We start from the raw sequence: 26,187 nt of genomic DNA, 5'->3' as shown, positions 1-26,187 counted from the left end.
TCGGTTCAGCTGCCGAAGTACAGGTTATCGAGGCTGTCGTCCGCGGCGATCTGCGCCGATGCTCCCGCCGCTGCGACATGGCCGCCGCGCAGCACATAGGCGCGGCTGGACAGGTTGAGCGCCAGATCGGCCATCTGATCGACGATCATCATCGCCATGCCTTCGTCGCGAAGCTGCCGAAGCTGTTCGAACAAGTCCGACGTCATCTGCGGCGACAGCCCCAGCGAAGGTTCGTCGAGCAGGAGCAGGCGCGGCTGGGCCATCAGGGCGCGGCCGATGGCCAGCATTTGCTGTTCTCCGCCCGACAGCAGCCCGGCCTGCCGGTCCAGCATGGTGGCAAGGCGGGGAAAGCGCTCCAGTATCGCCGACATGCGTGCCGCCGCATTCTCACGGCGGGTATAGCCGCCGAGCCGCAGGTTGTCGTGGACCGACAGTTCGGGGAAAACCTGCCGTCCTTCCGGAACCAGTACCAGCCCCTGGCGTACGCGGGCGCGGCTGTCTTGCGCACCGATCTGCGTGCCTTCGAGCCGGAGATGGCCCGAACGCGGCGCCATCAGTCCGGAAAGGATGCGCATCAGCGTGGATTTGCCCGCGCCGTTCGCGCCCAGCAGGGCGACGGCTTCGCCGGGGCGGACTTCGATGTCGATGCCGTGCAGCACATCGACTGCGCCATAACCTGCGTGGATCGCGTAGGCGCCAAGGCAGGGCTCTCCGCCTTTCGGAACGGCCGGGGCCTGTCCGCCGATCCGTCTTTCGCCCAGATAGGCTTCGCGCACGAGAGGGTCGGCCTGGATCTCGGCCGGTGTGCCTTGTGCGATCAATGCGCCGGTGCGCAGCACGGCAACCTGATCCGACACGCTCATCACGAGCGCCATGTCGTGCTCGACCAGCCCGACGCCGATCCCGGCTGCGGCGATCTGGCGCAGTAGGTCGCCCAGCACGCGTTTTTCCGCTTGCGAGAGCCCGGCGGCGGGTTCGTCGAGCAACAGGGTGTCGGGATCGGTCGCCAGCGCGCGGGCGATCTCGACAAGTCGCCGGTCGACATGCGCCAGCACACCCGCGATCGTCGATGGTGCGCCCTCGAAGCCGCAGGCCAGCAGCAGGGCGCGCGCATGCCGCACATCCGTGCCGGTCCGGTCGAGCGCCTTGCCGTGCAGCGCGCCAAGGCGGCCCTTGCGCATGGCGAGCAGGACGTTGTCTTCCAAGCTCATGCTGTCGAACAGGGCCGAGGTCTGGTAAGTGCGGGCCACGCCCGCCCTTGCGGACAGCCAGGGTCTGCCGGGCGCGAGCAAGGTGTCTGCGATCCTGCGCTCGCCGGTGTCCGAGCGGTAAAATCCGCTCAGGATGTTGATGACGGTCGATTTTCCGGCGCCGTTGGGGCCTATCAGCGCCGTCACGGTCGCTGCAGGGATGGCGATATCGAGGTCGGCGATCGCCCGCACGCCGCCGAAACTGATCCCCAGTCCCTGCGCCGAAAGGGCGGCGCGCGGGCGAGCAGGCAGCAGAGCGGCGATGGTGGCGGCCTCGTCGGCGCGGTCGCCGGTCGGGGTCGCTGGCAGGCGCAGCATCCCGGCGATGCCCCCGGGCGCGAGCCATAGCACGATCAGCACCAGTGCGGCGTAGGCAAGGACGCGGTACGCTTCGAAAGAGGAGAGCAACTCGGGTAGCAAGCCGATTACGATCGCGCCCAGCACCGGGCCGGGGCGCGATCCGGTGCCGCCGATCACCACCGTCAGCACCAGCAGGATCGAGAAGTTGAGGCCGAAGGACTGCGGCGTCACGAAACTGTTGAGCGGTGCGGAAAGGCCGCCCGCCAGCGCGCAGCACCCGGCGGATACCATGAAGGCGACGATGCGCGTGCGCGTGGGGGATATGCCGATGGACGCAGCGGCATTCTCCGAATCCCGCACGGCGCGCATGGCCTGTCCCCAGCCGTTGGCGGACAGCACATGATAGGCCGTCATCACCAGCGCTGCGACGATGATCGCCGTGATCGCCATCGCCCGGTCGCCCAGCACGATCCCCGCCAGCGAGAGGGGCGGTATCTGCAGGATGCCGCTCTGGCCGCCGGTCAGGCTTTCGGCTTCAACCAGCGTCTGTTCGACCACCAGACCGAAGGCGATGGTCACCATGGCCAGATACGGGCCTTTGACGCGCAGTGCAGGCAGAGCCAGCAGGGCGCCCACGCCGACCGCGATCACGACGCCGAGCGGCCAGGCCAGCCAGAACGGCAACCAGCCGTGCGACGTGTAGATCGCCACGGCATAGGCGCCGATCGCATAGAAAGCGGCGTGGCCGAAACTGAACTGGCCGCTCAGGCCGATCAGCACGTTCAGCCCGATACCGGCAATGGCCAGGAGCGCGATCTGGCCGATGACGAAAGCATAATAGCCGTTGAGCAGCAATGCCCCGGCCACGCCGCCCAGCAGGCACAGGCCCCAGAGCGAGAGCGCCGCTTTCCGATGGAGGGCGGGATTAACGGAGAGAGCGGTCATACCTTGCGCACCTTTGCTCGGCCAAGCAACCCGTCGGGGCGCACGGCAAGGACGATGATGACCAGCATGAAGGTCACGATCTGGGTATAGCCCGAGCCGACCCCGAGCGTGACGAGCGCCTCCACCAGCCCGAATAGCAGGGCGGCGGCAACGATGCCCCAGGCGCTGCCGAGCCCGCCCAGAATGGCGACGGCGAAAGCCTTGAGGCCCAGCACCACGCCCATGCCGCTTTCGACATGGGTGAGCGGCGCCACCAGCATGCCGGCGATGCCCGCAAGGGCGGAGGAAAGCGCAAAGGCGGCGGCGATGACCCGGCCTACGGGAATGCCCATTATCGCGGCGGCATCGCGGTTCTGGGCCACGGCCAGCATGGCGGTGCCGTGCAGGGTGCGGCGGCGGAACAGGTCTATGCCCGCCGCCAACGCCAGCATCACCACCGGGATCAGCAGATGCAGCGGATAGATGCCGAGATCCATGCCGCCGACCCGCAACGAAGTCTGCGCCAGCGGCGAGACGAGCGATCGCGGCTCCGCGCCGAACACCAGCATCATCCCGTTGTCGCAGACGAGGCCGAGCGCCACCGTCGCCATCAACCAGGCGTCGGACTTGCGGCCCAGGAACGGACGGATCGCCGCGCGCTCCACGACCAGGCCGTAGATGCCGCAGGCAAGGATCGTCACGCCTACCGCGATGGGCACCGGCCATCCGGCCTCAGTCATCATCCAGAGCAGCACCGCGCCCAGCATCGCGCTGGAGCCTTGCGCGAAATTGACGGCACCGCAGATCGACGCGGTGATGTGGAAACCCAGGGCGATCAGTCCGTAGATCGAACCGAGCGCAAGGCCGGTGAGGAGGGCGGGCAGGATGTCCATGTCCTCAGGCCGCCTTCGACGGCAGCGGCACGATGCGACCCTGATCGAATTCGGCCCAGACGTAATCGCGCTCGTCCAGGGCGTCCTGACCATGTGCGAACGGTGCGTCATAGGTCTTGATCAAGCCCTCATAGCGCCCGATCCGCGTGAAGCCGCGCCGCACCGCTTCGCCGTCCAGCGATCCTGCGGTGCGGATGGCCAGAGCGGCCAGATGCATGGCATCATAGGCATTGGCGACACCGACGGCGGGGGTCACGTCCTGAGGCCCCCTGATCTCCGGGTACTTCGCTTTGAGAGCGGCCAGAACGCGGGTCTTCACCGGGGTGTCCGGGCCGAAAAAGCTGTATGTCTGCACGAATTTCACCCTGTTCGCGTGAGGGCCTGCCAGCTCGGAAAAGCGTCCCCCTGCAGGTCCCCAGTGAGAGACGATCGGCACGTCCCAGCCCATCTGGTCCAGTGACTTCACGACCTGCGCCGACGGACCGACCGTCGCCACCATCAGCAGGCAATCCGCTCCGGCAGCGCGTAACCGGCCGAGTTGCGGCGTGACGTCGACGTCCGAGTGCTCGAACTTCTCCGAGCCCGCCAAAGGCAGCGCAGCGGCGGCGAGGGCGGCTTTCAAGCCTTTTTCGTTGGACTGTCCCCATGGATTGTTCAGCAGGATCAGGCCCGGCTTGCGCATGCCGTAATTGCGCTGTGCGAAAGCGACCATCGCCTTGTCGACCAGTTCGTCCACGGCCGAGACGCGGAACACGTAATTGGGATCGGTGCCGTTATGCGTGATCACCGTTCCTGCCGCCCAAGGCACTACGAAGGGCACGCGCGCGGCGGTGGCGATCGGCACGATCGCGCGGGCCACTGGCGTATCCAGCCCACCGAACAGAACCGCCACGCCTTCCCTGTACAGCAATTCGCGCGCGGCGATTACGCCCTTGCCGGGATTGCTCTCGTCGTCGCGGCGGATGAGTTCGAGCTTGCGGCCAAGCAAGCCGCCGCCTGCATTGATCTCGTCGATGGCAATGCTCAGCCCTCGCGAGATCGCTTCGCCGGACTTGGCCGACTGGGCGGTGAGGGCGGTGATCAGGCCGACACCGATCCGGTCGCTGCTACGCGCGCATCCGGAGAGAGCCGTCGCCGCGCCGCCAATCATGCCGGCGAGGATGGTACGCCTGGGAACGAGAATCGCCATGGTCCGCCTTCATTGAGGTTCGCAATCTGGCTATCATTCTCGCGCAACAATTCAACACAAAAATCGTCAACGATTTATATATCAAATCGTCCATGATTGTACTTGCCATAATCGTTGATTCTGGTGCAAAGCGAATCCGGCGCATCCATCGTGTGTTTTGAGAGTGGAGTGTCGGTGAGGGGTGGGGCGTTGTCGCGGTGTTGCGGCTGCGTGGTGAAAGGCGGTTTTGGATCATGAAGCAGAGTGTCGACATGTCGGACGAAGGTGCCAGTGCCGTTTCTCCCGAGGCTGCAACCGGTCGCCGTGCGCGCAAGGCAGAGGCTGCGCCTGATCTGGTCGCGCCGGCAGTGAGCCATGGCGGGGATGTGGAGCAGCATATCTACCAGACCGTGTTCGACAGCGTGCTCAACCAGCGGCTGACGCCCGGGACCAAACTGCCGGAGCCGGCGCTCTGTGAGTTGTTCGGGGTTTCGCGGGCGGTTATTCGCAAGGTTTTACAAAGGCTTGAGCATGAGCGCATCGTTGAGCTAAGGCCCAACAAGGGCGCCGTCATCGCCGCGCCTACGCCTGAGGAGACCCGGCAGATCTTCGAGGCGCGGCGCGCACTGGAAGTGTCCATCGTCGAGATCGCGGCGCGGCGGCATACGGCGAAGGATCTGGCCGACTTGCGCAAGCTGCTGGCGCATGAGCATGAGGTTACGCACAATCCTTATCAGCCCGCTTGGGCGGCATGCGCGCGCGAGTTCCACTTGCGCATCGCGGCGGTGGCGGGGAACCCGATCCTGACCGCCTACCTGACCGAGTTGATGACGCGGTGCTCGCTGATCGTGGCGCTGTACCAGCCGACCGGGAATGCCGCGTGCGAGCACGCCGAGCATGGGCGCATCGTCGACTACATGGAGAAGGGCGACGTCGCCTCGGCCCGGGCGGAGATGGGGCGCCATTTGCGCGCGCTGGAGGACAATATCAGCCTCGATCGCGGGTCTTCGACGCAGAGCCTTGCCCAGATGTTGAACCTGGGATGAGTACGACCCCGCCCGCCACGCACGTCGATTTCGACGCGATCGGCGCCTATCAGCGCTACAAGCTGATGGCGAGCCTGATCGTGCCGCGGCCGATCGCGCTGGTCACCACCGTCAATGCGGGCGGCGTGGTCAATGCCGCGCCCTTCAGCATGTTCGCGATGCTGGGCGAAGACCCGCCGTTGGTGATGATATCGATCAACCGGCTGCAGGACGGCGCGCTCAAGGATACCGCTGCCAACATTCTGGAATCGCAGGAATTCGTCGTCCACATGGCGGACGAGGAGATTGCCGCGCAGATGCACGATTGCGGCACTTCGCTGCCGCCCGAGCAGAGCGAGCTGGACCTTGTCGGCTTCCATTCGGTGCCGTCCACCGGCGTCCTGCCGCCGCGTATCGTCGAGGCGCCGATCGCCTTCGAATGCCGGCTGTGGGAGACGATCGAGACTGAGAGCCGGTATATCTTCCTTGGGAAAATCCTGCATCTGCATGCGCGTGAGGGGCTGGTCGATACCGAACTCTGGCGGGTGAACCTGCAGGACTATTTCCCGGTCGGCCGCTTCGGCGCGAGCTTCTACACCCGCACGCGGGACCGGTTCGCCTTGCAGGGCGAGGCGCGGGAAACCGCCATCGATCGGATCTGATCGGGCGTTCGGGCGGTTCGAAGCAAACAGTAAGATCGGGCACGCAGAGACGCGGAGGCTCCGTTTTCAATTTCACGGTGCGTTTTCCTCGACGCTGAAATGAGGAAAAAGCCTGCGGCGCCAATCGGCACCTCTGCGCCTCCGCGTCTCTGCGTGAACCATTCTCTTCACGGCGCCTCGATGGGCACTCAAGCGGCACCCAGGTGGCACTCAATGGCACCTAGCGGGGGTCTAGCGGGGGTCTAGCGGGGGTTCTGGCGGCACCCGGAAGTGCGCAAGCGCGCTCCGGAAGGGCGGCCTGATGGTGGCAGATAGACCCTAAGCCAGCCGCTTGATCGTGAACGATTCGATTCCACGGAACCCAAAAATCGCCTTGTGATTTCGGCACCGGCGGCTTTGCCGTTGCTGCATCGCAACAGAAACTCGCAGAAAATCAACGTTCGCGAAAAATTGTTAGATCGTCGACGATTTAATCTTGGATCATCGACGAAAATCACCTTATGACATGAGTCGCAACGAGCGATCGGGTCGCCGGGTGCGGCAAGGGCAAGAGCCCGCCGCACCGCATTCCGGTCGTGATCTCGACACAGCCATGGGGGTGACGATCATGCGTAACGCGAAGCTGACTGCCAGATTTTCTCTCGGTCTTTCTCTGGGTGCGATGGGGATCGCGCTTGCGGTGCCGACCGCGATCCACGCGCAGATCATTACAGGCGCGATCAACGGCCGCCTGACCGATCCTGACGGCAATCCCGTCGGCGGCGTGCCGGTCACCGTGGTCCACGTTCCCTCGGGCACGACGACCACCGCCACCACCAGCGCCGACGGCGTCTATGCCGTGCGCAACCTGCGCCCCGGCGGGCCGTACCGCGTCACCGCGACGTCGCCGGAGCAGGGCACCAAGTCGGTCGACGTACCGGCGATCAACACCGGCGACGCCTTCCAGCTCAACTTCGCGCTGGGCGAAGTCACCGAGATCGTCGTCAGCGGCAAATCGTTCGAGGGCGGGGACCTGAAGACCGGACCCAGCTCCAACTTCTCCGCACAGAAGATCGAGGCCGCGCCGTCGATCAGCCGCGATCTCAAGGATCTGGCGCGGATGAACCCCTTCGTGGCGGTCGATCCCAGCAACAGCGATGCGCTGGTTTGCGGCGGCGCCAACAACCGCACCAATTCGCTGACCATCGACGGGGTGCGCCAGAACGACGATTTCGGGTTGCAGGCCAACGGCTATCCCACGCAGCGCTCGCCGATCTCGATCGACGTGGTCGAGACGCTGGGCGTGGAACTGGCGCCTTATGACGTGAACTACGGCGCGTTCGGCGGTTGCACCCTGAATGCCACCACCAAGTCGGGCGGCAACAGCTTCCACGGTCAGGTCTTCTACGAATATACCGGCGATGCGCTGCAGGGCGGCCGCTTCGGCTACACCGATTTCCAGGATGGATCGAAGCAGGACCGCCGCCTGACCGGCAAGTTCTCCGAAAAGACCTTCGGCGCGACCCTGACCGGGCCGATCATCAAGGACACGCTGTTCTTCACGCTGAATTACGAGAAGTTCGAGCGTTCGGAGCCTTCGCTGGTCGGCCCTTCGGGTTCGGACTTCGCCAATCAGGTGCCCGGCGTCAGCGTGGCGCAGGCCAACGAAGTGCGCCAGATCCTGAAGGACCGCTACGGCTACGACCCGCTCGGCTACGAGGCGACCAAGCTGCCTTCGCGCGACGAGAAGTTCTTCGGCAAGCTGGACTGGAACATCGCGCCGGGCCACCGTGCCACGGTTTCGTATCAGCGCACGCGCGGCTCCTCGATCTCGGCGAACGGCAACACACTGACCGGGTCGAGCACGTCGCTTGGGCTGCTGTCGCAGTGGGTGGAGCGGCAGAACAACCTCGACGTCTACAAGGCGCAGGTGTTCTCCGACTGGACCGACAATTTCAGCACCGAAATCAGCGCGTCCTACAAGAAGATGGACAATCCGGGCTTCCCGCTGGCGGGCAACGATTTCGCGCAGTTCCGCGTCTACCTGAACGGGACGACGACCGGCCCGAGCGTCTATGCGGGCACCAATGCCTCGTATCAGGCGAATGAGCTGACGACCTATCTGCAGCAGTACCGCGCCAAGGCGACCTATACCGCCGGATCGCACCGCATCACCGCCGGGTACGAGCGCGAGGCGCTGAAGATCTGGGATCTGTTCGTGCAGAACGCCAACGGCTCCTACGTGTTCAACTCGCTGGACGATCTGCGCGCGGGCAATGCCTCTTCGGTCAGCTATGCCAATGCGGGCAGCAACCAGAAGGCGGATGCGGGATTCACGCTGCACACCACGACCAACACGCTCTACCTGCAGGACGAATGGGCGGTGCTGCCCGAACTGACGATCAAGGCGGGCCTGCGCTATGACTTCTTCGAGCAGTCCGACCGGCCCGACGAGAACCCGGTGGTGATGGCGCGCTATGGCATTTCCAATACCGAGAACCTCGACGGCAAGCACCTGCTGCAGCCGCGTTTCGGGTTCAACTGGAAGCCCGACCCGACGCTGACGGTCTATGGCGGCGTCGGTCTGTTCGGCGGCGGTTCGCCCACGGTGTGGACGGCGAACACCTTCTACAACACCGGGCAGATGCTGGGTAACGTGACCTGCACCCGCAATGCGGCGGCGAGCGCGGCATGTCTTGCGGGGCTGAGCAACGTGGACGGGTTCAACGTCAACCCGGCGCTGCAGGCGGCCAATACCGCCAGCGCGGCGCGCGGGCAGGGGCTCATCAATGCGCTCGACAAGAACTTCAAGCCGCAGTCGACGTGGAAGATGTCGATCGGGGCGCAGAAGGAGTTCGATCTGGGTGCGTTCGGCAACGGCTGGCGCGTGGCGGGTGAGTTCATCCACTCCGAAGTGCAGAATGCGGTGGCGTGGTACGAACTCTATGCCGGCGCCAATCGCGGGCCGGATGCGCCGGACGGGCGCCCGACCTATCTGCCGGGGCGTGAGAACCGCAACGATATTCTCGTGACCAACACCAAGCAGGGCTATGCCAACCAGCTGGGTCTGGCGCTGGCGAAGACCTGGCGTGAAGGGCCGCTGGACGGGCTGGAGGCGATGTTCTCGCACACCTACATCCGTTCGAAGGACGTCAACCCCGGTATCACCACGGTGGCTGCGTCGAACTACAGCGGGGTAGCGACTTCGGACCCGAACGATCCGGCGCTGGCGACCTCGAACTATGAGTTCCGCCATCTGTCGAAGCTGTCGGTCAGCTATTCGCATGCCTTCTTCGGCGACAACCGCACGCGCCTGACGCTGTTCGGGCAGAGGCGCTCGGGGCAGGTGTTCAGCTATACCTTCGATGTGGGCGCGAATGCCAACATGGCCGCCGACATGCTGGTGGGCGAGAACGGCGCGCTGGCGACGCGCAATCGCCAGCTGCTCTATGTGCCGCAGACGAGCGGCGGGCAGGTGACGGCGGGCAGCGATGCGATCGTGACGTATGCGCCGGGCTTTGACATCGCTGCGTTCAATGCTTTCCTGAAGCAGAACGGGCTGCTCAAGTATGCGGGCAAGATCGCGCCGCGCAATGCCTTCACCGCGCCTGCGCTGACGACGATCGACATGCGGATCAGCCAGGAGATTCCGGGCTTCTTCCCCGACGGGGCGAAGGCGGAGATCTATCTCGACGTCGAGAACCTGGGCAATCTCATCAACCGCAAGTGGGGCGTGCTGCAGCAGATCCCGTCGCCTTATGTCTCGGCGAACGTGGTGGCGCGCAATTGCCAGATCGCCGGGGCTTGCCCGACGCAGGGCAACTTCTACCAGTACGACAGCTTCGTCGGCCGCGCGGCGACCAGCTTCAATACGCAGTCGGTCTGGCAGATGAAGATCGGTGCGCGGTTCAAGTTCTAAGGCTTAGGGAAGGGACGACGATGATGGATCGCAATGACATGCAGCTTTCCCGCCGGGGTATCCTTGCCGCCGCTCTGGTGGCGGGCGCGGCCGGGGTCGCGGCTCCGGCGCTGGCGGCGAAGGCGAAGCCGGCCGAGGCGAAGGGCGCGAGCTTCCTGCTGCGCGGCGTGACGCTGGAGACAGGCTACCGGCGCGAGGGTTCGGAAGTGGTCGGCACCGAGACTGCGAAAGCCTCGGTGCTGGTGCGCGGCGGAAAGATCGCCGCGATCCTCCCCGCCGATGCGCCTGCGCCGATGGGTGTGGCGGTGCGCGATGCGGGAGGGATGCTGCTGCTGCCCTCGTTCCGCGACATGCACATCCACCTCGACAAGACCTTCTACGGCGGCCCGTGGGTGTCCCCGCGCAAGCGGACCGAGGGCATTCGCGGGCAGATCAAGCTGGAGCAGACGCTGCTGCCGCAGCTCCTCCCAACGCTGGAGGAGCGCGCGGGCAAGCTGGTCGATCTGCTGCAGTCCAACGGCACCACCTTTGCGCGCAGCCAGTGCAACGTCGATCCGGTGGTGGGGACCAAGCACGTCGAACTGCTCAAGCACGCGCTCGACGGCCGCGCCGACGGTTTCGGGCATGAGATCGTGGCGTTCCCGCAGCACGGCTTCGTCAGCGCCGACCTGATCCCGACGATGCGCGCGGCGATGGCGGCGGGGGCGACGCATGTGGGCGGCATCGATCCCACCGCGCTCGACGGCGGCATGGAGAAGTCGGTCGATGCGATGATGCAGGTCGCGCTCGACATGGACAAGGGCGTGGACATCCACCTGCACGAACCCGGCGCCAGCGGCATCGCCGCGATCCGCCGCATCGCCGACACGGTGGAGCGCGAACCCGAACTGCGCGGCAAGGTGACGCTCAGCCACGCCTTCTCGATGATGTCGCTGCCCGCGCCCGAGATGGAGGAACTGGCCGCGCGCCTCGCCGCGCTGGACATGTCGGTGGCGTCCACGCTGCCGTTCGGCACGCGGATGATGCCGATCCCGATCCTGCTGGACAAGGGCGTGCACGTCTACACCGGCACCGACAGCGTCGAGGATCACTGGTCGGTCTTCGGCAGCGGCGACGTACTGGAAAAGGCCAAGCTGGCGTGCCAGCTCTATGGCTGGAGCGACGAGTACACCATCTCGCAATCGCTGAAGATCGCCACCGGCGGCCCGACCCCGCTGGATGCCGCGGGCAAGCAGGTCTGGCCCAAGGCAGGCGACGCCGCCGACATGGTGCTGGTCCCGGCCGCCTGCTCGGCCGAGGCGGTGGCGCGCCAGTCGCCACGCAAGGCGGTGTTCCACGCGGGCAATCTGGTGTCGGGGGCGCTGGACGCGGCCTGACAATCGCGCGGCCTTCGTCCCGGGTGAAGCGCCGCCCGGCATCATCCGGATTGTGCCGCGTTCAGGAGCGCGGCATATCCCCGCTCGTGAACACAGATCTTCTCCTGATCGCGGCAGGTGTGCTGGCCGGCGCCATGAATGCGCTGGCCGGCGGCGGGTCCTTCGTCTCGTTGCCGGCGCTGATGGCGGTCGGACTGTCTCCCGTGGCGGCGAATGCCTCCAGCAGTCTGGCGCTTTACCCCGGCGGCGCCGTCAGCACCTGGGTCTATCGCGAGGGGCTGGTGCCGATCGCGGCGGTCCCGCTGCGCTGGATGGCGGCGGTGTCGGCTGCAGGCGGCCTTGCAGGCGGCATCCTGCTGCTGGCGACGCCTCAGGCGCTGTTCGTTCAGGCTCTGCCCTGGCTGCTACTGCTGGCGAGCCTTGCGCTCGCCTTCGGGCGCGGAATTACCGCAAGAGTTCACGGATGGAGCGGGGCGAGCGGCCCCGCGATCCTTGGCGGCCAGTTGGTTCTGGGTATCTACGGAGGGTATTTCGGCGGGGCTGTAGGCATCATGATGATGGCATTCTGGAGCCTTGCGACGCGGGAGGAACTCAAGCGGCTGCAGGGCCTGCGGACTTTGCTGGTCACCGCTGCGAACACCGCAGCGGTGATCCTGTTCGCTCTGGCGGGCGCGGTCGGTTGGCGCGAAGTGGCCATCCTTGCCCCCTCCGCGATGGTCGGCGGCTATCTGGGCGCACTGCTGGGCATTCGGTTGTCGCCGGCACTGGTGCGAGCGGCCACTCTGGCCCTTGCGTTCTTCGTGACCGCCGCGTTCTTCATCAAGGCGTATGGCTGATACGCCCATGGCGGCGATAAGCGGGCGTGACGAAACTGCTGGTGAAGCCTGCCGTCCGGCCATCGCCCTGAAACGCCCTTGCGAGCGCAGCCGAGCCATGCCCGGCTGACCGCCCACCTCTTCACGGTTCCTCGGCGGGCGGGACAAAGCCGACCTGGGCAAGGCGCCAGGATCGATCGGCCTTTCCAGGCCAGTAGTGCCGGGGGTGTCGCTTTTCGCCGGGCGGATGGACGCCGTGGATTTCGGCCCGGACCAGGCGGCCGGTTTCCCGCAGCCGGATGGTCGCTTCCGGAAATTCGTCCTGAAGGCGTTGTTCCAGTTCGAGCGCGTCACCCGAGAGTTTCGGGCTGGAGAGCGCGCGGGGAGCGCCGTCGATCAGTTCTGCGGTGGAAGATCGCAAGGCTTTGACGCCGTCGCTGATGACGTCGAGCGATATGATCGCGGCGGCCAGGGAGTCCGCCCACCACCAGCCCAGGCCAAGACCGATGATCCCTCCGAGACCTGCCGCGCCCGTCAGCCAGTTCGCCTTGTTCATCAGGGCATCGGTGTGCAGGAGCTTGTCGTTGAGCTTCTCGGCCAGCGGCAGTTCCCTGCGGCCGATGAGCATCGGGGGCACGAGCGAATAGATCTGCGCCGCGATCATGAGCCAGCCCAGCCAGAAGTCGTGGCCAAGCAGCACGATCGATCCGACGCTGGCGTGTTCCTGCGTCGCCAGCGCGACAGCGGCATTGTAGAGGAGCAGCAGGCCCACTGCCGTCAATGCGACGGCGGCAACGAAGAATCCCAGGCCGTTGACCCGTTCGAAGCCGAAGGGAAATTTTCGCGATCGCCTGCCGTTCAGTTCCATGTGCGCCGCGATCAGAAACATGATCGGCGGCACCACGCCCAGGGTGTCCTCCACCCACGCGGTCTTCATCGTCTGGCTCTGGCCGAGGACCAGCCCCATCACGGCGATGATGGTCGCCGTCCAGAACAGGTTCCAGTACTCCAGCCTGATGGCGGCGTGCATGGCCGGGCGCAGTTCGTCGGGGAGGCTGTTGCTCATTGCGCCCTCGCTTCCGCCGAGACCGCGCGGGAGGCGCGCTCGACCAGCATGATCCACCGATTTTCGCCGTTGCGCATCACCGCCTTCAGTTCCAGCGGTGCCGCAGATCCTGGCAACGTTTGCACGGCCGGGCCGAACGTCACGTCGGTTTTCCAGGCACTGTCCCGGGCGAAGGCGCCGACGACGAGATCGATCTTGCCTGCTTCCAGATCGCCGAACAATCGGTCCCCCGTGGCTTCGTGTATTCGGGCGCGGGCGTGCGCTCGACGTTCCACTTCGGCAACGAGCCGCCTTGCGTCCGGACTTTCGGGAGTTCCGGATACCAGCCCGACATCGAAGCGCCTTGTCTCCTCGATGCGGGTCGATGTGTGTGCGGGGTCACGCGGCAGCCCGTCGCAGCCCGCAACCAGCATCATCATCCCGACGACGGCCCCTTTCATGGTCCCTGACCCTTTTTCCTGCATGGTCGGAGGAACGAGCAGGCCGCCGTGTTGTTTCGCTTCGAGCCAAGAATGGACACGATAGGGAAATGATGCGGAAACCCGGGCTGCTGATGCCATTGCTGCTTGTGCTGCCCGGTCCGGCGCTGGCCCAGGATCAGGGAGACGGTGCGGCAAGGCTGCGCGAACTGTGCACCGAACGTCCCGGCCTCACGACTGCGGCCTGTACCGTCGATCCGGGGCATTTCCAGATCGAACTCGGTGTTGCGGAGTGGGAGCGCAACACGGACGGCGAGGGCAGGGAGACGACGCTGGGACTGGCGCAGACTCAGGTGCGTTACGGCCTTGCGGCGACGACAGAGCTTCAGGTCGGCTGGACGGCCTTCACGCGGATGGCGCGCAAGGATTACGGTGGCGGCGTTTCTGAGCGCTCGAGCGGTATCGGCGACGTGACGATCGGCCTGAAGCAGAACCTGCGCCATCCGCAGGAAAAGGCGAACGGCGTCGCTGCAGGGCTTCTTGCCTATGCCACGCTTCCAACCGCGACGAACGGCGTGGGTGACGGCGACTGGAGCGCCGGATTGATTGTGCCGCTGAGCTACAAGTTCAGCGATACGGTCGCATTCGCCCTTTCCCCCAGCATCGAGGCGGCTACCGACGAGGACCGATCGGGACGGCATCTGGCTTATGGGGCGGCAGCGGGCTTCCAGTTCACGATTGCCGAGAACCTGCGGATCGCGCCGGAACTGGAACTCACCCGCGACCGCGACCCGCAAGGCAGCACGACGATGACCAGTGCGGCGCTTTCGCTGGCATGGCGCACGGACGATCTCACCCAGCTGGATTTCCAGACGACGATGGGCCTAAATGCCGATACGCCCGACGTGCGCGTCGGCCTTGGCATCAGTCGCAAGTTCTAGCTGTTTGCCGGCGCGGTGTCCGCCGTGCTCCGCGCAATCGAGAAGGGGGCACGGTGCCGGGCGGAGAAAGCCCGGCGCCCGAACAGATCGGCGGCCATGCCGACTCCCATCCGCTACGTAGACTACATCGCCAAGCTGGGGCTGTTTCCGCGTTCGCCGGGTTTCAAGGCCTTGCGATCCACACGCCCGTCGCTGCAGGCCTTCCGGCTTGAGCCCATTGGCGCGGGCCACCCGGCGAACGAGTGATGGAGCCGGTTTCCCGAACCGGCCTCCTGACGCCGGATGCCGCTTTCAGACAAAGCGATAAGGGCCGCCACGTTCGAGCGCGGCCTGATAGGCCGGTCGTTGATGAACCTTGTCGAGCCAGGCGATCGTCGCTGGGCGTCCGCGCTCGAGACCGCCGCGATCGCGGGCAGCTTCGAGCGGGAAGCTCATCATGATGTCGGCCGCGGTGAACGTATTGCCCGCGAACCAGGGGCGGAACGCCAGTTCATGCTCGACGAAATCGAGGTGGACGTCGATCATCGGTTGCAGCTTCTTCTGCGCGGCCTTGCCCAGCAGCGGGATCCGGCCAAGTACCAGATTGACCAGCAGCGGCGGCATCAGCGATCCTTCGGCATAATGCAGGAAGTGGCGATAGAGCAGCGCCGCATCCTCGCCATAAGGCTTGCCCAGCCGCCCGTCGGCCTTGCCGGTGAGGTATTCGACGATGGCCCCGGTTTCGGCCAGGATACGTTCGGTGCCGAAATGATCGCGATCGACGATCACCGGCGACTTGCCGAGCGGGTGGATGCGGCGCAGTTCGGGGGGCGCCAGCATCGTTTTCGGATCGCGTTCGTAGCGCTTGACCTCGTAGGGCAGGGACAGCTCTTCCAGCAGCCACAGGACGCGCTGCGAACGCGAGTTCTCCAGATGGTGGACGACGATCATCGGTACATGGTTCTCCGCTGCTGCGCTTATCATGCCAACGGCTGGTGCCCGGCAAAGTTGCGGCCGCCATCCCGCCGAGGCAGCGCCGTCTTGCCAATCCGGACGCTGTGCGCATCTGGCGCCAGACCGCCGAGCATCCCTTTCGCGCCCTCAAGTCGCCAAAGAGTAATCGCCGGATATGACCATGTCGCGCAAACTCGGCCTCGGACGATCCATCGACCACGACGGCGAAGACGTTTTCACACAGCCTGGCATCGGTACCTGATAAGGCATGGCGTCGGTGATGAGTTTGCTGTTTCAAGTTGGCCAAAGGCTGGCGGGGAAACCAGACCTATGCTTTCGGGCGGCCTTGGACGTAAGCTGCACAGCAAAAATTCCGCCCGAACACATTGAAACAATAGCTAGATTTTCCCTTGCTTGATCTCGTCCACCGCATATGCGGCAGCCCGCGCGGTCATCGCCATGTAGGTGAGCGAAGGGTTCTGCCAGGCGCTTGACGCCATGGCCGAGCCATCGGTCACGAATACATTTTCGACCGCGTGCATCTGGTTGAAGCCGTTGAGCATCGAGGTGGCCGGATCGCGGCCCATGCGCACACCGCCCATCTCGTGGATGGCGCCCTTGATCGCATAACCCTCGCCGGGACGGGAGACGACCGTGGCGCCGAAGCCCTCGGCCATCTCGACGCTTTGCGCGATGGCGTCGTCCAGCAACTTGCGCTCGTTGGCGCCGAAGCGCAGGGCGACGCGGATTTGCGCGATACCGTCCTTGTCGCGAGCCGCGGGGTCCAGCGTCAGGCGGTTTTCGGCATCGGGCAAAGTCTCGGCGAACAGGTTGAAGCGCAGGCGCCAGTCGCCGCGCTGGCGGGCCTTGCGCTTGAGGTCGTCACCGATGCCCGCGCCGAAAGCCCCCGCTTCCCAGTTGGCACGCGCGGCGTCGAGCTGGATGCCGTAGCCGCGCAGGAACGCGGGCGAGGTGTCGCCTCCGACGTTGCGGAAACGCGGGATGAAATGGTTGGTCGGCCGGAAGCCCGTGTAGTTGCGGTCCTGATAGCCCGGCACATGCGCGACGACCTGCACGCCCGAGGCATGGTCCATGATGTAGCGGCCCAGCACGTCGCTGGTATTGCCAAGGCCGGTGGGGAACGCCTCGCTGGTGGATTGCAACAGCAGCGCGGTGCTGTTGAAGCTCGATGCGCACAGGAAGATCGTGCGCCCGGTCACCGTCGTGGTCGCGCCGGTAGCGGTATTGCGCACGCGCACGCCGCTGGCGCGCCGGGTTGCGGGATCGTGTTCGATCGACACGACGCGGCTGTCGGTCAGCACCGTCAGCAGCCCGGTCGCCTGCGCGGCGGGGAGCGTGGAACTCTGCGTGCTGAAATAGGCCCCGAAGGAACAGCCGCGCGCGCACAGGTTACGGTACTGGCAGTTCGAGCGGCCTTCGTCCGGCTTTGCCTCGGTCATGTTGGCGAGGCGGCTGGGAATGAACTTGCGACCGGGATAGTGCGCCTCCATCCATTCCTTGAATTTCTGCTCGACGTGGTTGAGCGCCATCGGCGGCTGGAACTGGCCGTCGGGCAGATGGGCGATCCCCTCGGTGCTGCCCGAGACGCCGATGAAGCTTTCGACATGGTCGTACCAGGGTGCAAGGTCGGCGTAGCGGATCGGCCAGTCGGTGCCATGGCCGTCCAGCTTGTTGGCGGTGAAGTCGAGGTCGCTCATGCGGAAGCACTTGCGGCCCCAAACCAGCGAGCGGCCACCCATCACATAGGCGCGGGTCCAGTTGAACGGTGCGTCCTGCGGCGTCTGGTAGGGATGATCCTCCGGTGCCACGAAGAAGCCCGGCGCCTCGGTCAGCGGGTAGAGCGAGGACGCACCGTTGAGGTTGGCGTTGCTCATGCCATAGCCGGCGAGGCCCTCATGAGTGGCGGCGGGATCGCGCTGGGCGCGGTAGTCGAACTCCCAGGGCGCCAGCGTTTCGGTTGCGTAATCGGTGCCGTGCTCGACCATGCGGCCGCGCTCGATCATCGCGACCTTGAGGCCGCGCTGGGTCAGTTCCTTGGCCGCCCAGCCACCGGTGATGCCCGAGCCAATCACGATCGCATCGAAGTCCTTCGAGATACTCATTGGCCAAGCACCGTTTCGTTGCAGTAGTTTCGCCAGTCGGCGGCAAGCTCGATATCGGGCGCATAGCCGCCGGGCACCAGTTCGAAGCGCAGATCCTGCGAGCCACCGGCTTCGGATGTATAGAAGCCCCAGACCGTGATAGCCTTGAGCAGCCGGTAGGTTGCTCCATCGGCATCGTCCGCGCTGGTGGCGGGCACGCGGCAATCCTTGCGGCCCAGCATCGAGGCGGCGTCCACTTGTGCAAGGACGGTGTGCCGCACGGGCGCGGGGGCTGCCGCGAAGGGCCGGCCCGCAGCCGTGTCGAGCACCCGCTCCAGCCCGTCGATCGAGGTGCGCAAGGCGGCGATCTGCGCTTCGTCGCTGGCGCGCACGGCAATACGGTCGATGAAGGCGGGCACGCCGGCGGCCAGGGCCCCGGGGGTATCCGTGGCCGGGATGATGGTGTCGCAAAAGGCGGACAGGAACCGCATCTGCGGCGCCGTCAGCGCGCTTGCCGCAGGCGCCGGTGCAGCCCATGCCGCCCGCGCACCGCTCAGCGAAAGCGAGGCGGCGAACAGGCCCGAGACGAGGAACAGCCGACGGTCCATGTTACTTCGCGTCCTTGGGCAGTTTGCGGATCGCGATGTTGCGCCAGCGCAGCACGTCGCCCGGCCGCCAGCGCTGCCAGCCGCCATGGACCTGCAGCGCGATCGGTCCCGCCACCATGCCGCCGACCGCATGGTTGGCGGTGTCGGTGGTGTCGCTCACTTGCGTGCCGTTGATCCATACGGTGACATGAGGCACGTCGCCGGCGACGCGGATGCGGACGTGGTTCCATTGCTCCCGCTTCCAGAAGTCGGGAACCGGCTCGATCGGCGGATGCGCATAGTCGGGCTGCGGTTTCGCCGCCGCCTGCGCGGGATCGAGCTTGGGCGAGGTCGCCGGGACGTCACCCACCTGGACGCCGCCTTCACCGATGAAACTGCCCAAGTTCAACCCCGGCCCGGCCGTGTAGGCGCGGTCGCTCGAAACGTAGTCGAGCGTTACCTGATAGCCTGCACCTTCTTCGGTGGTGCGGAAGAATACGCCGCTGTCAGCACTCCAGTCCGGCTTGAAGTCGAAGGAGAGTTCGAAATTGCGGTACTTGCGATCGGTGACCAACTGCCCGCCTTGGCCGGGCGCGCCCTGCATCCCCATTAGCACGCCCTGACGCACTGCGAAGTCGGGCGCGGTGCCGTGGCGGGATGTCTTGCTGACGTGCCATCCGGCGAGGTCACGGCCGTTGAAAATTGGCGTGAAGCCCTCGGGAATGGCGACCGGCAGCGGCGGTGCCTTGGCTTTGCCGTAGTCCGGCACCGGCGGCAATCCGGGCGCGAGCGCGCGGAACGGCAAGGTCAGACCCGGCGATATCTCGCGCATCTCGACCGCGTCCTTATCGGGAGCGGCGAGCGCCGGCATGGCTGCTAGGGTAGCATGGCCGGCCAGCAGGGTGGCGATCCGGCGCACGGTCACTTGAGCCCCAGCAGGTAGTCCGCAAGCGCGGCGGCCGCCTTGGGGTCGGAGGTCCCGGCATAGGCCATCTTGGTCCCCGGCACGACGGTGCGCGGCTTGGCGAGGAAGGCCATCAGCGTCTTGCGATCCCACACCAGGTCCGACTGCTTCATCGCCGGCGAGTAGGCATAGCCCGGCAGCGTCCCGGCCTTGCGGCCGCCAACGCGCCAAAGGGTCGGGCCGATGGCGGAAGGAGCCTTGTCGGTGGTCTTGTGGCAGACCTTGCACATGGCGAACTGCGGCGGCGGGGCGCTTTGCGCCGATGCTGCGCTCGGCAGCAAGGTGGCGCCTGCGGCTACGACGGCCGCACGAAGGAGAGTTCTCGTATAAGTCATGGAAGCTCCGTTTCTGTTCTTGCGGCCCGTCCGGCAGGTCATGGCCCACCCGGTTCGAGGTCTATGGGTAGTCGCGTGCAAGGGCGACCCGGCTGCACTGCGCGGCCACTTTCAAGGCCCGTTGCACCGTCGCCTGGCCCGTCACGAAGGGAGAGGTCGCCCCTTTCCGCTCCGCGGCGATCTTCGCGAACGTATCGTCGAACACCGGATGGTTGGACAGCCAGACGTCCGCGCCCCGCTGGCGCGCAAGCCCCGCGAACCGCTCGGCCGAGGCGGCCATGCCCGCGTACTGCTCGCGCGTTCGGGTATTGAACGCGGTGCCGCCCCACAGCGCGGCGACATGGCGCTCAGCCCCGTCGTGGACGGGGAACAGCAGCGACAGCGTGCCGGGCGTGTGGCCGGGCGTTTCGATCAGACTGATTACCGTCCTGCCCAGGGCCAGGTCCATCGCCCCATCGACAACGATGTCGCGGCGAGGTTTGGGATCGGTCCAGCGGGTGGTCTGCGCGATCACGTCCCAGTCCTTGCGGCTCGCCACAACCCGCGCGCCGTAAGTGTCCTGCAGGTAGCGCGCGCCGCCGTAGTGATCACCATGGCCATGAGTGACGACGACATAGCGGATCGTCGCCGGATCGAGGCCGAGCGCCTTGAGCCCATCGACGATCTCGGGACCGACCGAGTAATCGAACAGAGCGTCGATCAGGATGAGGCCCTCGTCGGTCTTGAGCGCCCATGCGGAAACGCCCTGCTGACCGACGTAATAGAGATCGTCGAACGCCTTTGCCGGGGGCGAATACCAGCTCGCCCGATCGGCCAGGTTCTCCGCCGGCGGGTGGACGACATCGACGGGGCAGAGCACTTCGTAAAGTGCGCGGAGGTCTTTGCCCGCCACCGCTTCGGCGCTGCGCATCTTCGGGTCAGGAGCCGAGGCCGGTGCCGGCGCGGCGCCAATTGCCGTTGCCATCATCGCGGCGACCAGGGCCACGCCACCGATCAAGGCTTGCTTGCGCATCAGGCCGCTTCCACGACCAGGACATCCTCGCGCAAGCCCATCTCGACCAGCAGCGGCAGGACGTTCTCGCAGAAGTAAGGCAACTCCTCGCGGTAGTTCACGAACGACAGCGCGATGGCTGAGAAGCCGGCCTGCGATATCTCGGCCATCTGCCGTGCGATCGTCCCGGGCGAGCCTACCAGCGGGAAACTGCCGGCCCCGCCGGCGAAACGCTGGCGGTAGAGACGATAGCTTTCGTCATCGTGCGAGCCGGAGAATTTCTGCTTTGAACTCATATGCTGCTCGACCGCATCGTGGTCGGCGTTGGTGAGGGCATAGTCCTCGTAATAGGCCTCGGCCTCAGCGTCGGTGGGGCGGCACACCACGTGGCAAACGGTGCTCACGCCGACCTCGCGCCCGGCAGCGGCGGCGCGCGTGGCGATGTCGGCGATGTGGCGCTTGCCTTCCTCGATCGTGGTGAAGGTCGTGAACAGCTGGTCGCAGGCATTGGCGGCGAAGTCGCGGCCCGGCGGGCTGAAGGCGGCGTTCATCGTCACCGGGCGCGGCCGTTGCAGGGCGACGGGGCGAGTGATCGCCTGCTTCAGCTTGTAGAAGCGGCCGTCGAAGTCGATGGGACCATCGGCGGCGTAGAGCTTCTCGATCACATCCAGCCATTCGGCGGCGCGGGCATAGCCGTCGTCGTCCAGCGTCATGCCAAACATGCCGAACTCGCTCGGATTCCAGCCGCACACGATGTTGAGACCGGCGCGCCCGTGCGAGACGTGGTCGATCGTGGCCAGCGCCTTGGCCGCGAACAGCGGGTGGACGAGCGGCACGTGCACGGTGCTGAACAGCGCGATGCGGCTGGTCGCAGCCGCAAGCGCCGAGGCCCAGGTCAGCGTCTCGAACGACCATTCGCGCGCACGGGTGGCACCGCCGAAACCCTGCCAGCGGGCGATCGGCAGCAGAAAGTCGAGGCCTGCCTCGTCGGCGGTCCGTGCCGCGGCGAGGCAGTCGTCCCAGGCGGCGGTCCAGCGTTCGGGCACGGTGGTCAGGGACAAGCCGCCGTCGGCGTTGCTGGCAAAGGTGCCGAGCTTGAGGCGGTTGGGGCCGAGCATCGGATTCATGCATTATGCTCCATTGGAATGGCGAAGTGGCAGGTGGTGCCGCCGTGCTGCGCGGCGCACCGGGTTTCGGTGGCGGTGACGGGCGAGCCGCTCATGATCGTGCCGACGGCCGAGAGCATCCCGGTCATCGCCGTGCACACAGGCTGCGCCGCGCCGGTCAAGGGGGCCGCGAAGGGGCTGTCCTCGACGGTGACGCGGATGGCGTCCGCTTCGTGGGCTATGGTCCAAAGGCCCCAGCCCAGGTCCGGCGCGGTCTGAGCCACCACCTCGACCAGCGGGCGGCTGGCGGTCTTGTTGTAGGTGCCGGCTGATCGCCCGCCGAAGTCCAGCACGGAGGCGTGGAGCGCCGCCAGCATCTCGGCCTGCGCACCGGGCGACAGGCGCATGATTGCACCCATGAGCGCGTCGGGCCGGATCAGCATGTAGCGGATTGCGCCGTCGACCACCTGGCCGGGCACCGCGCGCCAGTCGAGCCGATCGCGGAAGGGAGGGATAGTCGCGCTCATCCCAGGATGCGCCCACGCCCGAGGATGCCGCGAGGATCGAGCGCCTGCTTGATCGCGCTCATCGTCGCCAGTTCGTCGGGCGTGCGCGTGCGCGAGAGCACCTTGCGCTTCTTGAGGCCGATGCCGTGCTCCGCTGAAACCGAGCCTCCCAGGTCGGAGACGACGCCGTAGACGAAGGCCTCGACGGCTTCGACCGTCTCCGCCGTCGCACCCGGCACGTCGGCGATGAGGTGGATGTTCCCGTCACCGAGGTGGCCGTAGACCAGCGCCAGCGAGCCGGGATGGCGCGCCTCCAGGCCTTGGGTGATGCGGCTCGCAGCTTCGGCCAGGTCGCTGACCGCGAAGCTGATGTCGAAGGCGATCATGTTGGGAATGAGGCGCGGGAATTCACCCGGCGCATCGCGCACCGCCCAGAAATCCAGCGCGGCGCGTTCTGACATCGCGACCGCCGCGTCCTCCAGCACTTCCTCTTCGAACATACGGGCGAGGAAGGCCTCGAACTGCTCGCCCTGCGCCTCTGGATCGGCGCCGTCCGTTTCCAGCAGCACATAGAAGCCGTGGCTCCCCGCCAAAGGACGGCGCAGTTCGGGGAAGTTGCCCAGCACATAGTCGTAGTAGCTCGGCCACATCACCTCGAACGCCGATACCCCGCCGGCGAGTTCGGACTGCGCACGCCGCAGCAGCGTGGTGACGGCCTTGAAGTCGTCCAGTCCGCACCACGCGGTTGAAACCCCCAACGGGCGAGGACGCAGACGCAGGACTACGCGGGTGATGATACCCAGCGTGCCCTCGCTGCCGATCAGCAGGTTCTTGAGATCGTAGCCGCTGTTGTTCTTGAGCATCTTGTGCAGGCCGCTGATCACGCGGCCATCGGCGAGCACCGCCTCGACGCCGAGCACGAGGTCGCGGGTCATGCCGTACTTGATCACGCGGTTGCCGCCCGCATTGGTCGCCAGCACGCCGCCGATGGTGCAGCTTCCCCGCGCGCCGAGGTCGAGCGGGAAGAAGTAGCCCGCCGCCAGCGCGGCTTCCTGAACGCTCTGCAGCACGCAGCCTGCCTGGACGGTCATCGTCGCCGAGACCGCATCGACCTCCTCGATCGCCTTCATGCGCTCCAGGCTGACGGCGATCTCGCCATCGAGCGCGCTGGCACCGCCGGCAAGGCCCGTAAGTCCGCCCTGCACGGTCACCGGCTGCCCGGCGGCGTGGCAGATCGCCATGGCCTGCGAGAGTTCTTCGGTCGAGCGGGGGCGGATCAGGGCGAGGACGTCGCCCGAGGGAATACCGCTCCAGTCGGCGAAGCGGCGCCCGTCTGCTTCTTGTGCGAGCGTGACGATGTCGGGGCCAAGTGCGGCGAGCAGGCGCTCGACGACGTCGGTGGTGGTGGTGGAAAGGGCGGTGGTGTCAGTCATGGGCGGGTGCTCGCGTCAGGAACGAAAGAACTATCGCGGCGAGCAGCATGGTCGCGGCGAAGACGTACATCGGGATATCGAAGGCGCCGGTGGCAGTCTTGATCCAGCCGACGAGATAGGGCGAAAGGAAGCCGGGAATGTTGCCCAGCGCCGAAATCAGCGCGATAGCGGCGGCGGCAGCGGTGCCGGTGAACATCGCCGTCGGCAGGTTCCAGAACACCGGCAGCGAACCCATCGTACCCGCCATCGCCAGCGAGCAGCACAGCATCGCCAGCGGCATGCTGACGAGCGCCGCCGGGCTCACGGCCCAGCCGAAAGCCGAGACCAGCGCCAATGCGATCAACAGCGGGCCGACGTTGCGCAAGCTCGACACCCGCGAAGCGAGGGTGAGCATGGTGGCCGCCCCGACCAGCCAGGGGATGGTGCTGAGCACGCCGATCATCAGCGGGCTGGCGATGCCGGCGCTCTGGATGATGGTGGGCAGCCAGAACACGAAGCCGAAGAACGAAGTGCCGTAGCAGCCGTAGACGAGGCTGAGCGCGAGGACCCGGCCGTTGGTCATGACCGAGGACAGCGGGGCATGGCCAGTTGCGGGGCCGACTGCGGGGCCATCCTGCGCGACGATGGCGGCCAGGCGGTCGCGCTCTGCGGGGGTGAGCCAGAGCGCGCTGGCAGGTCCGGCGTCGAGGCGCTTCATGCAGGCGATGCCCAGCAGCACTGCCGGCGTACCTTCGATGATGAACAGCCATTGCCAGCCGGGCAGTCCGCCGAAATCGTGCAGCGTCTCCAGGATCAGGCCGGAGACCGGTCCGACGACGACGCCGGCCACCGCGATCGCGGTCATGAAGATCGCCGTCATGCGGGTGCGCCGCGCGGCCGGGAACCACAAGGTGAGATAGAAGATCACACCCGGGAAGAACCCGGCCTCGGCCACGCCGATCAGGAAGCGCAAGATGTAGAAGCTGGCGGGCGTGCGCACGAACAGCATCGCGATCGACAGCAGGCCCCAGGTGATCATGATCCGCCCCAGCCACATCGGCGCGCCGAATTTTCTCAGCGCGATGTTGCTGGGCACTTCGAACAGCACGTAGCCGATGAAGAACGTGCCCGCGCCGATGCCGTAGACCAGCTCGCTGAACCCCAGGTCCTTGAGCATGGTGAGCTTGGCGAAGCCGACGTTCATGCGGTCCACCTGGGCGATCAGGTAGCACACGAACAGAAACGGCAGCAGGCGGCGCGCGACCTTGGCGAACAGGGCGGCGTCGCCATCCCCCGCCAAAGTGGACGCTGGGGCGGGCATATCCATGGGTGTGGCTCGTTCCATCTCGTAAAACTGTCACCAATTAAAGGCGTCTGGGGTCGTGGAAGCGAGGGCCCGGCCGGTCATGGCCGACCGGACCCTCGCGGCTGGGAGCTTAGAACTTGAAGCGGACGCCCACCTTGCCGGCGCGGCCGATCGCATCGTAATATGCGAAGTTGGTGGCGCCCACGCCGTAGACGGGAACCAGCGGCGGGTCCTTGTCCAGCAGGTTGTTGATCACCGCGAAGATTTCCACGTTGCCCAGGTCGCTGTCCAGCAGCTTGTACTGTGCCGAGAGGTTCACGTAGAGTCGGCTCGGCACGGAATTGTCGTTGATATCGACGCCTTCGACATAGGTGTTGTCGTACTTGCTGGCGCTGATGAAGCGGCCCTGCAACTGCATCCCGAAGCGACCGACATCGTAACCCAGGTTGGTGTTGACGATCCAGCTCGGCACGCTGGCGACGGTGTTCACCACCTGCCCGTCGAGGCGAGTGGTGACGCGGCCGTCGCTGGTGGTCGACTTGATCGTGTAGGTCGCGAAGGCGCGCAGGCTAATGGTGCCGGGCAGCGAGGAAATCTCGTCCAGCGGCTGGCGGTAGCTGAACTCGACATCCACGCCCCGGTTCTTCAGGCTGGCGACGTTGATGTACTTGTTCGTCACCGAGGTCACCACGTCGCTGCTATTGCGCACGATCTGGCTGCACAGCACGGTTTCGCCCGTCTGGCAGCGATCGAGGATCGACTGGAAAGCCAGCGTCGAGATCGCATCGTTGATCTTGATGTCGAAGTAATCGACCGCAAGGCGCAGGTGCGTGCCCGGCGTCAGGACGATGCCGGCGGTCAGCGTATCGGCCTTCTCCGGCTTGAGCGCTGTGTTGCCCGACGTGATCGTGGGCATGAAGTAGCTGCCGCCGGTCTTGGGATCGCGCAGCGTGTTCTGGCCGAACACCGAGGTGCTGAACAGTTCGGTGATGTTGGGCGCGCGGATATCACGCGAGCGCGTGGCGCGAAGGCGCAGGAAGTCGTTCACTGCCCAGTCGAGGCCCGCCTTCCACGTCGTGACGCTGCCCGAGGTGCTGTAGTCGGTGTAACGCACCGCGCCGGTCACATCGAGGCGCTGGGCGAAGGCCCAGTCCTTGATCAGCGGCACGTTGACTTCGCCGTAGAATTCCTTGGCGTTGTACGATCCG

The 26,187-nt window shown here is 66.0% G+C and carries 23 protein-coding genes; 7 read left to right on the top strand and 16 right to left on the bottom strand.

Annotated features, from left to right (window positions below; all coding sequences use genetic code 11):
- Positions 1-5 precede the first annotated feature (5 nt).
- Genes HWN72_RS09285 through HWN72_RS09275 form a run of 3 tightly spaced genes read right to left on the bottom strand, consistent with a single transcriptional unit; the run spans position 6 to position 4,556 of the window.
- Positions 6-2,495, bottom strand: coding sequence for an ATP-binding cassette domain-containing protein (locus HWN72_RS09285; RefSeq protein ID WP_211150102.1), 2,490 nt, complete (start codon positions 2,493-2,495; stop codon positions 6-8).
- Positions 2,492-3,367 (bottom strand): branched-chain amino acid ABC transporter permease, encoded by an 876-nt coding sequence (locus tag HWN72_RS09280; RefSeq protein ID WP_211150101.1) that lies wholly within the window; start codon positions 3,365-3,367, stop codon positions 2,492-2,494. The genes HWN72_RS09285 and HWN72_RS09280 overlap by 4 nt, the downstream gene beginning before the upstream one ends.
- A gap of 4 nt (positions 3,368-3,371) precedes the next feature.
- A complete protein-coding gene (locus tag HWN72_RS09275; protein ID WP_211150100.1) occupies positions 3,372-4,556 on the bottom strand; it encodes an ABC transporter substrate-binding protein in 1,185 nt (394 codons plus the stop codon).
- 233 nt (positions 4,557-4,789) lie between these two features.
- Here HWN72_RS09275 and HWN72_RS09270 point away from each other — a divergent pair, with 233 nt between their 5' ends.
- The 5 genes from HWN72_RS09270 to HWN72_RS09250 all read left to right on the top strand — a co-directional run bounded on the left by HWN72_RS09270 (position 4,790) and on the right by HWN72_RS09250 (position 12,332).
- Positions 4,790-5,581, top strand: coding sequence for a GntR family transcriptional regulator (locus HWN72_RS09270; protein ID WP_211150099.1), 792 nt, complete (start codon positions 4,790-4,792; stop codon positions 5,579-5,581).
- Complete coding sequence (locus HWN72_RS09265) at positions 5,578-6,222, top strand: flavin reductase family protein (RefSeq protein WP_211150098.1); 645 nt, start codon at positions 5,578-5,580, stop codon at positions 6,220-6,222. Before HWN72_RS09270 ends, HWN72_RS09265 begins: the two co-directional genes overlap by 4 nt.
- Before the next feature lie 607 nt (positions 6,223-6,829).
- Positions 6,830-10,120: a TonB-dependent receptor domain-containing protein gene (locus tag HWN72_RS09260; RefSeq protein ID WP_248005902.1), complete on the top strand. Its 3,291-nt coding sequence runs from the start codon at positions 6,830-6,832 to the stop codon at positions 10,118-10,120.
- Positions 10,121-10,140: 20 nt separating this feature from the next.
- A complete protein-coding gene (locus HWN72_RS09255) occupies positions 10,141-11,496 on the top strand; it encodes an amidohydrolase (RefSeq protein ID WP_248005901.1) in 1,356 nt (451 codons plus the stop codon).
- Positions 11,497-11,582: 86 nt separating this feature from the next.
- Positions 11,583-12,332: a sulfite exporter TauE/SafE family protein gene (locus tag HWN72_RS09250; protein WP_036524288.1), complete on the top strand. Its 750-nt coding sequence runs from the start codon at positions 11,583-11,585 to the stop codon at positions 12,330-12,332.
- 121 nt (positions 12,333-12,453) lie between these two features.
- Here HWN72_RS09250 and HWN72_RS09245 read toward each other — a convergent pair whose 3' ends face one another.
- On the bottom strand, positions 12,454-13,377 hold the full coding sequence (locus HWN72_RS09245) for a cation transporter (protein WP_008829204.1): 924 nt from the start codon (positions 13,375-13,377) through the stop codon (positions 12,454-12,456).
- Positions 13,374-13,796: a hypothetical protein gene (locus HWN72_RS09240; RefSeq protein WP_248005900.1), complete on the bottom strand. Its 423-nt coding sequence runs from the start codon at positions 13,794-13,796 to the stop codon at positions 13,374-13,376. The genes HWN72_RS09245 and HWN72_RS09240 overlap by 4 nt, the downstream gene beginning before the upstream one ends.
- A gap of 110 nt (positions 13,797-13,906) precedes the next feature.
- Between HWN72_RS09240 and HWN72_RS09235 the strand changes: the two genes are divergently transcribed.
- A complete protein-coding gene (locus HWN72_RS09235) occupies positions 13,907-14,737 on the top strand; it encodes a transporter (RefSeq protein ID WP_248005899.1) in 831 nt (276 codons plus the stop codon).
- A 96-nt stretch (positions 14,738-14,833) separates the two neighbouring features.
- Positions 14,834-14,983 (top strand): hypothetical protein, encoded by a 150-nt coding sequence (locus HWN72_RS09230; protein ID WP_211150096.1) that lies wholly within the window; start codon positions 14,834-14,836, stop codon positions 14,981-14,983.
- 45 nt (positions 14,984-15,028) lie between these two features.
- Here HWN72_RS09230 and HWN72_RS09225 read toward each other — a convergent pair whose 3' ends face one another.
- The 11 genes from HWN72_RS09225 to HWN72_RS09175 form a co-directional block, all read right to left on the bottom strand.
- Positions 15,029-15,667 (bottom strand): glutathione S-transferase family protein, encoded by a 639-nt coding sequence (locus HWN72_RS09225; protein WP_036524842.1) that lies wholly within the window; start codon positions 15,665-15,667, stop codon positions 15,029-15,031.
- A gap of 401 nt (positions 15,668-16,068) precedes the next feature.
- The gene (locus tag HWN72_RS09220) at positions 16,069-17,793 is read right to left on the bottom strand and encodes an FAD-dependent oxidoreductase (RefSeq protein WP_211150095.1); all 1,725 of its coding nucleotides are present in this window, start codon (positions 17,791-17,793) and stop codon (positions 16,069-16,071) included.
- Positions 17,790-18,380 carry a gluconate 2-dehydrogenase subunit 3 family protein gene (locus HWN72_RS09215; RefSeq protein ID WP_008828082.1) on the bottom strand — a complete coding sequence of 197 codons (591 nt, stop codon included), beginning with the start codon at positions 18,378-18,380 and terminating at the stop codon, positions 17,790-17,792. The genes HWN72_RS09220 and HWN72_RS09215 overlap by 4 nt, the downstream gene beginning before the upstream one ends.
- 1 nt (position 18,381) lies before the next feature.
- A complete protein-coding gene (locus HWN72_RS09210; RefSeq protein ID WP_211150094.1) occupies positions 18,382-19,284 on the bottom strand; it encodes a DUF1080 domain-containing protein in 903 nt (300 codons plus the stop codon).
- On the bottom strand, positions 19,281-19,658 hold the full coding sequence (locus tag HWN72_RS09205; RefSeq protein WP_008828080.1) for a cytochrome c family protein: 378 nt from the start codon (positions 19,656-19,658) through the stop codon (positions 19,281-19,283). The genes HWN72_RS09210 and HWN72_RS09205 overlap by 4 nt, the downstream gene beginning before the upstream one ends.
- Positions 19,659-19,719: 61 nt before the next feature.
- The gene (locus HWN72_RS09200; RefSeq protein ID WP_211150093.1) at positions 19,720-20,670 is read right to left on the bottom strand and encodes an MBL fold metallo-hydrolase; all 951 of its coding nucleotides are present in this window, start codon (positions 20,668-20,670) and stop codon (positions 19,720-19,722) included.
- Entirely contained in the window at positions 20,670-21,776 is a 1,107-nt protein-coding gene (locus tag HWN72_RS09195; RefSeq protein WP_211150092.1) for an LLM class flavin-dependent oxidoreductase, read from the bottom strand. Before HWN72_RS09195 ends, HWN72_RS09200 begins: the two co-directional genes overlap by 1 nt.
- Entirely contained in the window at positions 21,773-22,282 is a 510-nt protein-coding gene (locus HWN72_RS09190; RefSeq protein ID WP_211150091.1) for a V4R domain-containing protein, read from the bottom strand. Before HWN72_RS09190 ends, HWN72_RS09195 begins: the two co-directional genes overlap by 4 nt.
- Complete coding sequence (locus HWN72_RS09185; RefSeq protein WP_211150090.1) at positions 22,279-23,694, bottom strand: FAD-binding oxidoreductase; 1,416 nt, start codon at positions 23,692-23,694, stop codon at positions 22,279-22,281. Before HWN72_RS09185 ends, HWN72_RS09190 begins: the two co-directional genes overlap by 4 nt.
- Positions 23,687-25,000 (bottom strand): MFS transporter, encoded by a 1,314-nt coding sequence (locus HWN72_RS09180; RefSeq protein ID WP_211150089.1) that lies wholly within the window; start codon positions 24,998-25,000, stop codon positions 23,687-23,689. The genes HWN72_RS09185 and HWN72_RS09180 overlap by 8 nt, the downstream gene beginning before the upstream one ends.
- Before the next feature lie 109 nt (positions 25,001-25,109).
- The coding region (locus tag HWN72_RS09175) for a TonB-dependent receptor domain-containing protein (RefSeq protein ID WP_211150088.1) at positions 25,110-26,187 on the bottom strand (1,078 nt) is incomplete at its 5' end.

The organism is Novosphingobium sp. HR1a, assembly GCF_015594425.1.
GTDB lineage: Bacteria > Pseudomonadota > Alphaproteobacteria > Sphingomonadales > Sphingomonadaceae > Novosphingobium > Novosphingobium resinovorum_A.
Note: the sequence above shows the minus strand (reverse complement) of the source record. Positions and strands in the feature narration are given on the sequence as shown.

What these genes read in the sequence shown, in the direction of transcription:
- HWN72_RS09245 (WP_008829204.1), bottom strand. Translation starts at nt 13,377, where the DNA reads ATGAGCAACAGCCTCCCCGACGAACTGCGCCCGGCCATGCACGCCGCC.
- HWN72_RS09190 (WP_211150091.1), bottom strand. Translation starts at nt 22,282, where the DNA reads ATGAGCGCGACTATCCCTCCCTTCCGCGATCGGCTCGACTGGCGCGCG.
- HWN72_RS09230 (WP_211150096.1), top strand. Translation starts at nt 14,834, where the DNA reads ATGCCGACTCCCATCCGCTACGTAGACTACATCGCCAAGCTGGGGCTG.
- HWN72_RS09235 (WP_248005899.1), top strand. Translation starts at nt 13,907, where the DNA reads ATGATGCGGAAACCCGGGCTGCTGATGCCATTGCTGCTTGTGCTGCCC.
- HWN72_RS09260 (WP_248005902.1), top strand. Translation starts at nt 6,830, where the DNA reads ATGCGTAACGCGAAGCTGACTGCCAGATTTTCTCTCGGTCTTTCTCTG.
- HWN72_RS09255 (WP_248005901.1), top strand. Translation starts at nt 10,141, where the DNA reads ATGATGGATCGCAATGACATGCAGCTTTCCCGCCGGGGTATCCTTGCC.
- HWN72_RS09200 (WP_211150093.1), bottom strand. Translation starts at nt 20,670, where the DNA reads ATGCGCAAGCAAGCCTTGATCGGTGGCGTGGCCCTGGTCGCCGCGATG.
- HWN72_RS09240 (WP_248005900.1), bottom strand. Translation starts at nt 13,796, where the DNA reads ATGATGATGCTGGTTGCGGGCTGCGACGGGCTGCCGCGTGACCCCGCA.
- HWN72_RS09275 (WP_211150100.1), bottom strand. Translation starts at nt 4,556, where the DNA reads ATGGCGATTCTCGTTCCCAGGCGTACCATCCTCGCCGGCATGATTGGC.
- HWN72_RS09225 (WP_036524842.1), bottom strand. Translation starts at nt 15,667, where the DNA reads ATGATCGTCGTCCACCATCTGGAGAACTCGCGTTCGCAGCGCGTCCTG.
- HWN72_RS09180 (WP_211150089.1), bottom strand. Translation starts at nt 25,000, where the DNA reads ATGGATATGCCCGCCCCAGCGTCCACTTTGGCGGGGGATGGCGACGCC.
- HWN72_RS09205 (WP_008828080.1), bottom strand. Translation starts at nt 19,658, where the DNA reads ATGACTTATACGAGAACTCTCCTTCGTGCGGCCGTCGTAGCCGCAGGC.
- HWN72_RS09195 (WP_211150092.1), bottom strand. Translation starts at nt 21,776, where the DNA reads ATGAATCCGATGCTCGGCCCCAACCGCCTCAAGCTCGGCACCTTTGCC.
- HWN72_RS09280 (WP_211150101.1), bottom strand. Translation starts at nt 3,367, where the DNA reads ATGGACATCCTGCCCGCCCTCCTCACCGGCCTTGCGCTCGGTTCGATC.
- HWN72_RS09215 (WP_008828082.1), bottom strand. Translation starts at nt 18,380, where the DNA reads ATGGACCGTCGGCTGTTCCTCGTCTCGGGCCTGTTCGCCGCCTCGCTT.
- HWN72_RS09220 (WP_211150095.1), bottom strand. Translation starts at nt 17,793, where the DNA reads ATGAGTATCTCGAAGGACTTCGATGCGATCGTGATTGGCTCGGGCATC.
- HWN72_RS09270 (WP_211150099.1), top strand. Translation starts at nt 4,790, where the DNA reads ATGAAGCAGAGTGTCGACATGTCGGACGAAGGTGCCAGTGCCGTTTCT.
- HWN72_RS09285 (WP_211150102.1), bottom strand. Translation starts at nt 2,495, where the DNA reads ATGACCGCTCTCTCCGTTAATCCCGCCCTCCATCGGAAAGCGGCGCTC.
- HWN72_RS09265 (WP_211150098.1), top strand. Translation starts at nt 5,578, where the DNA reads ATGAGTACGACCCCGCCCGCCACGCACGTCGATTTCGACGCGATCGGC.
- HWN72_RS09185 (WP_211150090.1), bottom strand. Translation starts at nt 23,694, where the DNA reads ATGACTGACACCACCGCCCTTTCCACCACCACCACCGACGTCGTCGAG.